The sequence below is a fragment of the Coprococcus sp. ART55/1 genome, from assembly GCF_000210595.1.
Lineage (GTDB): Bacteria > Bacillota > Clostridia > Lachnospirales > Lachnospiraceae > Coprococcus > Coprococcus aceti.
Window position 1 is genome coordinate 30,333 of sequence record NC_021018.1, and the last position, 13,781, is coordinate 44,113.

Genomic DNA, 13,781 nt, shown 5'->3' on the forward strand with positions numbered 1-13,781 from the left:
TTTGTCTAGTGATGGTGGCTGTTCTTTGTACTTTGATATCGATAATAACGGAATTTACGAAAGAGGTAGGAGTGCTGAAGAAGATCCCTACCTCTTTTCAGGTTCTGATCACCAGTGTCATTGTGTGTGAGGTGGGACTTTTTGTTGGACTATCATTTTATCACATAGCATTTGTGTGGTATTATCCTGTGGCTGCGTTTTTCGGGGCATTTGTCATTGCGATTTTATGTACCCGGGGATGGGACTACCTGATATCGATATTCAAGCGGTTTTACAATGGCGGAGATAAGGAAAAGTGGCATGAATAAAGGCGTCATGACAGTGGCACATGTAATACGAGACAGATAAGTATAAGTTCGGAATAATGATCCTAAGATTGTCTCCTGATTCAATGTCTGGAATATTATATACAGACAAAGAAATTCAGGAGACAATTTTATGGCTTCTAATAAGGTTCCATTAAAGGGCTACATGGATGGTATAGATATATCAGCGTGGCAGGATACTATAGATATAACCAAGGTGCCTTGTGACTTTGTGATAGTGAAAGCTACGGAGGGCACGGACTACAAGAACAGGTATTTTGCAAAGCACTGTGACCAGGCGATGAAAGCGGGAAAACTCCTGGGGGCATTCCATTATGCAAATGGTGGCGATCCCCACAGTGAGGCTGAGTATTTCCTTGCATACAGTAAGAAATATGTGGGCAAAGCCATACTCGTGCTTGACTGGGAGGGGCAGAACAACCCACAGTTTGGCAGAAGTGACAGGGCATGGTGCAAGGAGTGGTGTGATTATGTGTACAGAAAAACCAGGGTAAAACCGCTGATATATATTCAGAAGAGTGCCATGGAAAATGTCAAAAATCTTGGCTACAGGCTGTGGGTCGCTCAGTATCCTGATTATGAGCAGACTGGATATCAGGAGCATCCGTGGAATGAGGGGCAGTATGATTGTTCTATCAGGCAATACACTTCTGTAGGCCGGCTTCCGGGGTATGAAGGAAATCTTGACCTGAACAAGTCTTATATAGACAAAGCGACATGGAGAAAATGTGCTGCGATAAAGACTGGCAGTGATAAGGGAAAAACGAAAGGGAAAGGCTCTGACAGCAATAGCGGGAAAAGTAATTATAAGAATAGAAAAAAGAAAAGCATAGATGTGATCGCGAAGGAAGTCATAGCGGGCAGATGGGGGAACGGCGAGGATCGAAAAAAGAGATTAAAAACGGCGGGATATGATTACGATAAAGTTCAGGAGAAGGTGAACGCTATAGTGAAATTCTCACAGAAGAAATCGATAGATGTGATAGCCAGAGAGGTCATAGCCGGCGACTGGGGAAATGGCGATGACAGAAAGAACAGGCTGAAGAAGGCAGGGTATGATCATGTCAAGGTGCAGAATAAGGTAAATGAGATGCTTGGCAGATAGCTGCAGGTAAATGACATAAGAAAAATGGCAGGAGAACGAAGTATAAAATTAGTTCCGGCAAAAATGAAATTTATATGAAGTATCATCCATACCTGTTGACGAAGCGCAATATATACTATAGGATAGTGGAAAACAAAAGCCCCCGTCAGGGATACATGAAAGGGAAAGGTGATATATATGCCATATTATGGATTTTATTTTGACCCAACATATCTGTTGGTTCTCATAGGCGTGGTGCTCTGCATGATAGCATCGGCAAGAGTCAAGACCACATACAAGAAGTATGAGAAGGTGGGATCGCGGTCAGGCTACACAGCGGACCAGGTCGCATACATGATACTCAGGAATGCGGGGATAACGGATGTGTCAATACATCACATCTCAGGAGATCTGACTGATAATTACAATCCTAAGGAGCATACGCTCAATCTGTCGGACAGCGTGTATGGTTCCAGATCCATCGCAGCGATAGGCGTGGCAGCCCATGAGTGCGGACATGCCATACAGCATGCAAATGCATATGCACCGCTCACCATCAGGTCAGCCATCATTCCAGCGGCAAATATAGGCTCAGCCATATCATGGCCGCTCATACTTATAGGACTTCTCATTCCGAGGGTTGATTACCTTATAACACTCGGAATCATACTGTTCTCACTGGTTGTTGTCCTACAGTTTGTGACACTTCCGGTGGAGTTCAATGCATCGAGAAGAGCAATGGCGATACTGGAGGGCAGCGGATATCTCTATCCGGATGAACTCAAGGGTGCAAGAAGTGTACTCACAGCGGCAGCTATGACATATGTGGCAGCCATGGTATCAGCATCACTTCAGTTGCTCAGACTTGTATTATTGTTTGGCAACAGGAGAAGATAGCGGAATTATAACAGAAAATATAAAAATGCATAAAAAAGTCTTGTGAATTTGTTGATAGTATTTGCAACTTTGCTATGGTAAAATGGTTAAAGTGGCAAAAATCTACATATTTGCAAGACTTTTTCTGTTATTGTGCACAATTATAACAGGAAAGTCTGCATAACAATTAATTAAGGGAGGGTAATTGATGAGGAAGAGAAGGCTACGAGGAGGTATAACGGCCTTGTCGGTGCTTGCTGCTATTGGCATGGCATCGGGAATAACGGCATTTGCGGCGGATGACACACAGTCTGAAGCTGTGGATACGGGAAAGGGACTGGAGTATGTATATGAGTCGTCAGGCTCTACACCATCAGGTGTCACGCTCAACGGCAATTCGGTAATCATAAAGCAGTCGCCGAATTCCACTGACAGCGAGCAGTTATTCAATATTTACAATGACAAAGACAGGGATGGAATCCTTGATGAGGGCGAGGAAGCTTTCACATTGGATGGAAACACGGATATACACTACGGTAAGATATATGGACTTTACCAGGAGAAGAGCAGCTCGCCGATCTCCATAACCATAGACGGTGCCGAACTGCCCGCCGTATATGGAGCTTTTGAGAGCACTGTTGAGACCCCGGAGAACATGACTGCGGTAACTATCAGTGTGAAGGGCGACGCAGCAGTTGAAAGTCTGTATGGACTTTTTAAGACATATTGTACTGGTGGTGTACTGATAGACACGGAGAAGTCAGTTACGATAAAGACGCTCTACGGTCTCAGCACATCGACCATAGATGGAGACATCACGGAGAATATCAATTATAGCTGTGATGGCAACACATTTGTCGCACTGGCTACAGATGGATATTACACAGGAAAAGCATACACGATAAATGGCGATGCAGTGTTCAATATGAAAGGAGCCAGCGTCAATTCAGTGTATCTCGTGCAGAATGGAGCTGTGCTCAGCAAGACACTGACGGCCAAGGTGACTGATTCCAAGGTAGACAGCCTGAACGGAGTTTCCCAGGGGGCAAAGGTTGATGGTGACGTGAGCCTTACATTTGACGGAATATCAGCCGTAAAGGATGGAAGCAGTGCCAGTGTATATGGTGCGTCAAGTGCGACTATCCTTGGAAATCTGGACCTTAAGCTGAAAAGCCAGTCTGGATCAGAGATGTCTGTGTATGGCACCAATAATACAAATATAAAGGGAAATGTAAATGTCAGCGTTGACGGCTCAGGAGCAAAGTTCAACACCATATATGGAATGTATGGCGGTATGCTGGGCGGAAGGGCTGATATAGATATAAAGAACTGCGCTGCCGGTTACACAACATGTGGCATGAATTCGGTTTCGTTCAGTCAGACTCAGCCGGAGGAAGAAGGAACATATACGTATACTGTGAACATGGAGAATATCACTGGTGCCAGCGGCAGGGTATATGGAATTTCAAATTGTTCCGGTATCACTTCTGCCAGCGTTGTAATGAAGGCTGTGGCAACAACAGATACATTAAATGGCATGTATCTGAGCACAGGTGTAAAAGGTGATATAAAGGCAGAACTTTACAACTGTAATGCAGCCTATGTAAATGCTCTGGAGCTGTCAAATGTGACGGTAAATGGTTCTGTAGATGCCATAGTTTCGGGCTGCAGCATTACGAGATCTCTGAATGTAGAGCAGGGCGGAAGCATCAGTAAGGATCTTAACATAAGCGTCAGCAACGTTATCAGCAGTTCAGCACAGTTTGTATACGGCGGCAGCTGTCTGGGAAATATGACGGTCAATGTGGATGGCATGAATGATGAATCCATAGTAGACGAAAATGGCGATCCGCTTGTGAACTCGTATGAATACGCGGGCAGCGACATGTTTACCATGATGGGCAACTTTGCACTGGCAGGGGAACTCAAGGCGGATATAGCAAAGATACATTTTGCAAAATGTGGACTCGCCGGAGGTGATTACAGTTGCGGAAATATCGGAACAAAGGTTGACATAACGTTGTCAGACAGCAGTATAAATGGACTGGCGGGAAATAATATTTTCTATCTGGCAAATGAGAGCTATTCCGGTTCAACCGAGAATACAGTTCCCGTTGATATAAAGATCAACAACACAGATTTTACAAATGCAGACGGAATAAGCTTCCAGATGTATATAGGTAATAACAAGGATGCAAAAGTTACATTTGATGACAAGTGCAGTATGCCGGAGAAGTATTATATGGCTCCAAGCATGAATACCACCGGCTCATCTGTTATAACCTATGGACATAATATATATTATGGCGGACAGAATCTTGTGATAGACAAGGATGTAACTGCTGACAATATTTACTTTGGTAACTTCACAGAGAACGGAAGCCAGGGCAATGCCGTGATCGTTATCAACAAGGGGGTAACGTTAACTGCAAAAGAGGGTATATATGCAGCAGGCGGTTCAAATATACTCCACAGTGGAATCCTCAAGGGAACATTTAAGGCGACTGATGGGTATATGCCAAATATATTCTCAAAGGGGGGTGTAATAGAGGACTCGGCTGTAGGGGATGTTGCAAATGTAAATTATTCATTAGATGTTGTGTCCAACGAGAAGGCCGCAACGTACAACATGACAGGCAAGACGTCACAGTATATTGATCCTGATGGTACATATGTCAAGGGCGGCGCAGATGTCAAGATAACACCGACCGTGAACAAGGGATATATTCTTGACAAGGTGACCTTCAGAGGTCAGAGCGACACAGCGGAAAATTCAGCGGTTGAATCAAATGGCGTGTACACGTTCAGCATGCCGAATGAGCCTTGTACAGTGACGATCGCAACGACAGGAAAGCAGATCGTGGTATCCAAGACAACTGTTGACCCTTCAGCACTGCTTGGAAAAGAATACACGGCAGCTTCACCTCTCTATGACATGGCAGATCTTGTCATATCAAACGACGCAAGAGAGGGCGAGGTCACATACGAGATAGACGAGACAAATGGCCTTCCTGAGGGACTCTCATTGATCGATGGCAAGGTTGTCGGAACGGCAAGCAAGCTTTATGAAGATGGAAAGAATGTCATAGTACATGTGACAGGAAGAAATGGTTCAAAGGCACAGCTCTCACTGAATGTGATCGTCTCAAATGAGGAGAAGAAGCAGGACAACCAGGATGGCCGAATCGTAGTTGACGAGGATGAGAAGACTATATGTCTCAACGGAACATCAGTGGTCATCCAGGCAAAGGACGACACAGAGACAGAGATATACGTGGACGACAATCAGGATGGACAGGCAGATGGCAAGACACCTCTGTACACCGGAGATCTGTCGGAGTACACGATAACAGGTGTCGAGGACAACGCCATAAGACGAAGCATCAGGATCACCATGACGGGGGGAAATGTAAAAGCAATATACGGTGCAAAGGATTCAGAGCTTTCATATGAAGGCGGCGATGCGGTGAGTATAAATATCCGTGGTGGTAAGGCAGCAACTATGTATGTTCTGTCGAATTCAACCGTGGATGGAACCATCGCATATGAGATCGCAGAGAACACTGTAGATAAGGGCGGATTTGCAGCGGATACAACATCAAAATATACCGGTGCATTCATGAGAAACAGCAAGGATATCGTAACTATCAGAGGAACCTATGTTGTGAATAAGAAACTCACGGCAACGGCTCTGATAATCTATGACAGTGCGGCAGTTGATGTAAATGCTCCGGTTGAGGTAACGGATTATGTGTCACTGAATGAGAGATCATCCGCAGTATTTAACGATACGCTGACCGCTGACCGGCTTGGTTATTCAAAGTATGCCAAGGCAGTTGTGAATGGAGATACGAAGCTTGCGGCTCTCAATATGACACAGTATGACACGACACTCACAATAGGCGAGGATGCGCTGTTTGATGTGGGCAAGGTCAACATGACATCAGGCTGGGCAAGAGTATATCAGAAGGGTACGCTCAAGTGTCCTTCAGACCAGTTCAGCAACACAGGTGTGTGGGTGGCAGCAGGAAAATTTGCAGATGATATAGATGCCAGCGGCTGGACAGGAGTGTATTACAGCTATGCAGGCGCCTCAACAAACATGGACAACTCATCAGCAAAATTGGCTGCACAGTCATATGTAGTTGAATATGAGAATGTCAAATATGTTGCCTGCAAACAGGCGATCACAGTTAGCTATACCGATGTGCCGGGTTACACAGCCTATGTGTCGGCAAATGGCGGCGAGCCGGTACAGGGAAGCAACGGAAGTGCAAAGGTGACAGGCCCGGATTCATCTATGTCTATTGTAGTGGATTATGTGGCAGACCAGATAGACATCAGTAAGGAATACGCAGATCCGATTCTGGCGGCGGAGACCAAGTACACAGCGGATTCACCAGCGTACGATCTCACGATCCTCAAGGTTACAGGAGATACCACAAAGGATTATGGAACTGACATGCAGTACAGACTGAAGAGCGGTTCGACACTTCCATCAGGACTTGTGCTTGAGTCGGGTAAGATAATAGGAACAGCCAAGAATGCAGGTGAAAGCACAGTAACATTTGTCATAACAGGACGAAATGGAACATCGGTTGATTTCCCAGTGGTATTCAAGGTACTGCCGGCAGGCACGGAGATACCTGATATCAACAAGCTTGGTGTATCTGTGAACACAGAGGATAAGACCATTGATCTCGGTGGAAATTCGGCAGTGATAATAGTTGATCCATCGGACAGCAGCAAGAGCTCAGTATATCTGGATGCTGATCACAACGGAGTGGCAGACGACAACAGACCACTCAGAATAGACGGAGAGGTTACATATGATCTGTCAGGCTACAGCATATCAGGCTATACGGACACAGCAAATAAATACACCGGTGATATATCGGTGACACTCAGAAGCGGAAATGTCGGCAATATATGTGCTGCGGGTTCAACTGACAGCAAGGCAGACCGCGTGACGATAGATGGAAATGTAACCATGACGATCATGGGCGGTTATGTGTCAGGCACTGTAGCTGCGGCAGGAAACGCTGATGTCAAGACAGTGACCTTCACGGCAGAGGACGGAAGAGCAGGAAGCGTGGTATACGGTGCGTACAATACAAATGCGGAGAAGGTAGACTTCACATTTGCAAAGTCTGCACAGATGTACACACCGGAATCAACCAAGTCTGAGAATATGTATGTCACATCGGGTGGATCAGTATCCGGTGATGTGGATATAAGAGTTGGTATAACTGATCATTACAATACATTTATATACGGTGCGGATTACATGAACAAGCGCTCCTACTTCAACGGAGTGTCGAGAACAGCCGTATCTGGAAATGTGAACTGTGTGGTTGATGGAAGATGGTGCGCTGAGAAGTGCAACAACTTTGTTCAGCAGTCAGATGTGAAGGGAGATCTGTATGCCGAGATAAAGTCAGGAGAACTCAGAAAAAATGACGTCAACAATGAGCATAGCAAGGCATTGGTATTTAACTATGGTCACAGCATTGGAAATATATACGTCAAGGCAGGAACAGAGGGCGCTGTCACAGGTGACTTTGTACTTGCGGCAGGCGGTAAGATTGGCAAGGTAGAGTATGTAGACGAGAATGCAAAGTCCACAGCTACTGTAAAGGGCACCGCTGACAATTACCAGGTTGAGAGTCTGGGTTCACTGTATATGTCTCTCGCCGGCAAATTAACTATAGGCGGAGACTACACACTTGACAGAGAGGTGGAGGTAAAACAGCTTGAGATCCTCAAGGATTCAAAGCTGACCATCGCCGAGGGCGCAGCTCTTACAAATACGTCGACAGCGACAGTTACCGGTGATGTTGAGAACCTTGGCACATGGAATGTGGACGGCGCTCTGACTATGACAGGATCACTGGTCAACAGAGGTGCATGGAATCTGAAAGGAAATGTTCAGGCTTCAGCAACAGTAGATAACTACGGGGATATCACAGCAGCAAATAGTGAGAGGATCACCTTGAATACAAATGCAAAGCTCATCAACAGAGCTGATGCACAGTTTACATTTGGCAACCTCACAAACAGTGCAATGATCGTAAACTATGGTAATATGAAGCAGCTTGCATATACGTCAAGTCTTGGAAGCGGAAGCATACTCACCACAGTGATCCCGGATATGGTGTACGCACTGAAAAATTACAGCGTCATTTTCTACAAGCTGGATGTGGATTATCCAGAATACTGCTTCAAGGATGGCGATGCAAAGATAGAGAAGAGCTCATCGGCAACAAGATGTCAGAAGAAGTCAGGTGTTGACGGTGACGATGCACTCTATATACAGGGTGGCAAGTCGTTCTACATCACAATAGACGGTGAGCCGATAGATGGAATGGCGGTGGATTCAGTTGTATTTGGACCGGATGACACAGTCATGACTACAAGTAACAACCGTCTCTGGAGCGGCGTCATGACATATGAGCCGGCAACAGTTACGGTAAATATGGCAAAGCAGGAGGCCGTAAATATAACTCTCGCAAAGACAGAGGATACAGTTAAGGCGCAGGTTGGAAAGACAACCACAAAGGATGAGCCATTATATGATCTGACAGCCATAGAGATCCAGAATGATGAAGCGGTGGACAACGGATATGTGTCATACTCCCTTGCAAAGGGACAGACACTTCCGGCAGGACTTGTGATATACGATGGAAAGGTATATGGAACACCAAAGACTGCAAGTGCTGAGGCACAGACAGTCAAGTTCACGGTGAGAGGACAGAATCAGACAGTGGCTGAGTTCACACTGATCATATCCAGCGTGGAGAAGGGAATACCTTCATTTACTACAGGAAAGGCGGTCGACGCATATGCCGGCAAGACCCTTGCGGATGTGGAGCTTCCAACATCGACAGCAGGAAAGTACATGTGGGCAGATGGAACACAGCAGGTAGGCAAGGCCGGAACAAGCGAGACCTACGATGCATACTTTGTTCCAGACGACACAGCAAACTATGACTGGAGCAAGATCGATGCAGCAGAGGGAACATATGAGGAACTGGAAGACGGAAGTGTGAGAATTGCAGTGAAGCTTTCAGTGTATGTGAGAAAGCAGGATCCTGTATTTACAGTTCCGGAGAATGTCACAGCTACATACGGAGACACTGTTGGCAAGATACTCCTGCCTGAGACAGCAGGTGGAATGTTCATCTGGGAGAATGCAGATGAATCTGTGGGAGAGGTTGGAACAAAGACTTTCCTTGCAACATTTGTACCTGAAGATGAGGATGTATACGCGAGAGCAGAGCATGTGGAGATAACTGTTCAGATTCTTCCTGCAAATGCAGTATTTACTCAGGCGATAGATTCACTGAGTGCTAAGGAGAATATGACTCTTGCAGACATAGAGATTCCAGAGCGCGAGGATGGAGTATACACATGGTATACAGACAGAACGACAAAGGTTGAGGATGGCAATACATACAAGCTTTGCTTCAAGCCTGCAGACACAGTAAATTATGACTGGACATCAGTTACAGGATGGAACAGGGCTTACAATGGAGTTGTATTCAATGTAAAGATCACCGTCGAGAAAGAGCCGGAGCAGCATGTACACGATTACGGCAATAAGTACAAGAGCGACAGCAGATCTCACTGGTATCAGTGCTCATGTGGAGAGAAGTCAGGCCTGGCAAACCACACATGGGACAAGGGAGCGATAACGACCAAGCCTACAGACACAGCGGCAGGTAAGAAGACATTTACCTGTACCAAGTGTGGGTACAAGCGTTATGAGTCAGTAGCTGCCCTTGGAATAGACATAGGAAATTCCAAGAACAATGTGGTCGTAAGCGGTATAGAAAAGAATGGATATACATACACAGGATCACCTATCACTGTTAAATCGCTTGCGCTCAGGAGAGGCAAAACAACACTGAAGAATGGTGTGGATTACACCGTACAGTACAAGAACAACAAGAATATCGGTACAGCGACAGTAAAGATCACTGGTAAGGGTAATTACAGAGGCTCCGTCAGCAAGACATTTGCTATCAAGGCTGGCAAGGGCAAGATATATAAAGTTGCGCAGAAGGGCGTGCCTGGCTATCTGAAATATAAGGTGACAAATGCCGCTTCAAATGGCAAGGGAACAGTGACACTTGTTGGAAGTACAAGCAAGAAGAGCGACAAGAAGTTCAAGTCACTCACGGTTGCATCCAGTGTCAAGATCGGTGGAGTGAACTTCAATGTTACGGCTGTAGGAGCGAAAGCATTTACAGGACGCAAATATCTCACCACGGTTGTGATCGGAGGAAACGTTAAGACCATAGGCGGTGCAGCATTCAGCAAGTGTGGAAAGCTTGGAAAAGTTACCATAAAGTCTACAAGGATAACGACTATCGGTAAGAATGCTTTCCAGGGTGTCAAGAGCAATGTGAAGATATATCTTCCTAAGAAGAAATATGACGCATATGCAAAGAAGCTCAAGGCGAAGGGAATGAACACTCCTAAGAAAGCGGTATACAAAAAGTCAAAATAAATGAAATGCGTTGATGTGTTGGCGGGACGGTCACAGATGATGTGGCTGTCCTGTTTTTTATGTGAAGATCGTTCTGGTGTAAAACCATGAGTGTAGTGACAGGAAAGATATAATCTGCTATACTGAACATATGTTTGCAAATATATGGAGGACTGTATGGATAATTTTATAGATGAACTGAATGAACAGCAAGGGAGGCAGTGACCACCACAGAAGGGTATGTGCGCATAATTGCGGGAGCGGGAACCGGCAAGACAAAGGCGCTCACTTACAGGTATGCGTATCTGGTGGACGAGCTTGGAATATCCACATCGAATATACTGTGTGTAACATTTACAAATAAAGCGGCGAGGGAGATGAGCAAACGTATCAGACAGATGATCGGGGACAGTGATACGGGATACATCTGCACATTTCACGGCTTCTGTGTGAAGCTTCTGAGGGAGGATATCCATGCCATCAATTATCCCCAGAACTTTGTGGTGATGGACAGCGAGGACACGGAGGATATACTCAAAACGGTGTACGAGAATGCCCATATACAGTCGAGAACATATACATTTGACATGGCCAGGGATCACATATCGGCGATGAAGAACGAGATGCAGCATATCGCATATTTGGCGGACATAAGCAATGACAGACTGCTGGCGGATTATGAGAAGGCTTCAGACATACCTGAAAAAGTATTTTTGGGATACCTGTACGAACAGAAGAAGGTGTATGGACTTGACTATGATGATCTCATAACCATTGCGCTCCACATCCTCAGAACCGATGCGGAGAAATGCCACAAATGGCAGGAACGCATGATGTATGTCATGGTGGACGAGTTCCAGGATGTCAGCGGTAACCAGTATGCGCTGGCGGAGATACTCAGCGGTTATCACAGGAATCTGTTCATCGTGGGCGATCCGGATCAGACTATATATACGTGGCGCGGGGCAAGGATAGAGTACATACTGGAATTCGACAAGAACCATGAGAATACACAGACCATATTCCTCGACACGAATTATCGTTCAACTCCTGACATACTGGCGGTGTCCAACTCACTGATCGAGAAAAACAGGAACAGACTGCCCCACAGGCTTGTGGCTGTGAAGCCGTCTGAGGCACGCCCTCTGTACGTACATTCCAGGACCACCGGGGATGAAGCCCAGTGGGTGACAAATGAGATAAAAAGACTGGTTGAGGCGGGCACAAAGTACAGTGACATAGCCGTTTTGTACAGGTCACATTTCGTGTCGAGAAGCATAGAGGAAGCATTTATCAAGACAAAGATCCCGTATATCCTCTACAGCGGAACGGAGTTCTACAAACGCAAGGAGATAAAGGATGTACTGGCATATCTCAGGATGGTGGCGTATGCGGATGATCTGTCATTTTGCAGGGTGATAAATGAACCAAAGCGGAACTTTGGCAAAAAGAGAATGTCGATGCTGAAGTCGTACTGTGAGACTCACAGATGCTCACTGTACAGCGGTCTTCAGGATCTTCTGGAGGAGAAGACTGTTAAGTCGACAGGTGCTTCAGCCTTTGTCGATATCATAGAAAATTTCAGGAGGACATACAAGGAGAAAAGTCTTTCAGACCTTGTGACAGAGCTTATGGCCGCCACGGGCTACGAGGCGATGCTCAGACAGGCAGGCGAACAGGAAAGGCTGGACAACCTGGCAGAGCTGAAGCAGTCGATAGACGAATATGAGAAGACCTCCGGTGAGGAGAATACGCTGGAGGAATATCTGCAGAGCATAGCTCTCTACACGAACAATGACAGGGAGAAGGACAAGGATTCTGTGACGATGATGACCATACACACCGCAAAGGGCCTGGAGTTCCCATATGTGTTCGTGTGCGGTGTAAATGAAGGCATATTCCCAAGCAAGCACGTGGACACTGAGGCGATGCTCGAGGAGGAACGCCGCATGGCATACGTGGCATGTACCAGAGCGGAGCGCGGTCTGTACATCAGCGATGCCGAGGGGCTGAACTACGATGATTCTTTCAGATACCCGTCCCGGTTCATCTTCAACATAGACCGGGAAGCCATCGATTACGTGAACGAGCTCCCGCAGCGCCTTGTCGACGACACCAAGAGCTACATAGCCGCAAATGAGAGCCACTATATGCCGCTGGACACCGAGCTAAAGCCCGGAGACAGGGTGAGACACAAGGTGTTCGGCGAGGGCACGATAACCGGTATCAGGGGAGATATAGGGTGCTATGTGGTTAAGTTTGATAGGGTGGAGACGGAGAGGAACTTGAAGATTGGGGTGGGGCTGGAAAAACTCGGTTAATGAAATAGACATGGGCAGACCACTAGAATGTGGGCTGTCCTTTTCACTTTGTTTGGTGAGGAAAAAACAGTACAGCAAATGGAGTAGAATTGTATAAAAGGTTTTTTAGAAGGCGGTATGGTAAAAGGATGGTTAAGATTGTTAATTATGTGGAAACAATGGCATAAGTAGTCGGAAAAAAGAGGAAGAGTAGTTTTACATATAGAAAGATATATTGTAAAATATAAAAAGGTGTATGCAAAACGAAAGGACATAAAAACTATAACATTTGTAAAACTAAAATATAAACTGTAATAAAAGCTTGTATTTTATATAAATCATAAAGGAGGTAAAAATGTATTATTTGGTTCATACAGTGAGTGTGATAATTAGACAGTTTTTTGTATCAAACCCATTTGAAAATGCAGCCATAGAAGTACCATTTGGTCCAGTTTTTTTCAACATGATAATAGGGGCAGCGCTTGTGCTAATTACATATATGGTTGTAGGGATATTTTATAAAAGAAGAAGTTCACCAGCAGTAGGTAGTATGTTATTTCTCTTGTTTTATTTAGTACATAATGGGTTATTGGTATTGATGTCGAAAGCCGAATTTAATAAAATTCTAATTGGAATTATATTAGTGGCATATATGGCAGTTCTTACTATTTCAAAAAAGGTAGTAACGCGTATAACATGTGATA

General features: G+C 45.4%; 6 protein-coding genes. All 6 read left to right on the forward strand.

Going from position 1 to position 13,781, the window contains the following annotated elements:
* Positions 1–8: 8 nt before the first annotated feature.
* Complete coding sequence (locus tag CCU_RS00145) at positions 9–308, forward strand: hypothetical protein (protein WP_243440911.1); 300 nt, start codon at positions 9–11, stop codon at positions 306–308.
* Between the two features lie 130 nt (positions 309–438).
* A complete protein-coding gene (locus tag CCU_RS00150) occupies positions 439–1,431 on the forward strand; it encodes a GH25 family lysozyme (protein WP_015533112.1) in 993 nt (330 codons plus the stop codon).
* Between the two features lie 177 nt (positions 1,432–1,608).
* A complete protein-coding gene (locus CCU_RS00155; RefSeq protein ID WP_015533113.1) occupies positions 1,609–2,307 on the forward strand; it encodes a zinc metallopeptidase in 699 nt (232 codons plus the stop codon).
* A gap of 187 nt (positions 2,308–2,494) precedes the next feature.
* Positions 2,495–10,798, forward strand: a complete 8,304-nt coding sequence (locus tag CCU_RS00160; RefSeq protein ID WP_208895854.1) for a leucine-rich repeat protein — start codon at positions 2,495–2,497, stop codon at positions 10,796–10,798.
* 200 nt (positions 10,799–10,998) lie between these two features.
* On the forward strand, positions 10,999–13,098 hold the full coding sequence (locus CCU_RS00165) for an ATP-dependent helicase (protein ID WP_243440822.1): 2,100 nt from the start codon (positions 10,999–11,001) through the stop codon (positions 13,096–13,098).
* Between the two features lie 334 nt (positions 13,099–13,432).
* Positions 13,433–13,781, forward strand: a 349-nt coding sequence (locus CCU_RS00170) for a hypothetical protein (protein ID WP_208895855.1), incomplete at its 3' end; no start/stop codon positions are given.

Bases quoted from the DNA above. Each gene is read 5' to 3' on its own strand.
- CCU_RS00160 (WP_208895854.1), top strand. From the start codon at position 2,495: ATGAGGAAGAGAAGGCTACGAGGAGGTATAACGGCCTTGTCGGTGCTT.
- CCU_RS00155 (WP_015533113.1), top strand. From the start codon at position 1,609: ATGCCATATTATGGATTTTATTTTGACCCAACATATCTGTTGGTTCTC.
- CCU_RS00150 (WP_015533112.1), top strand. From the start codon at position 439: ATGGCTTCTAATAAGGTTCCATTAAAGGGCTACATGGATGGTATAGAT.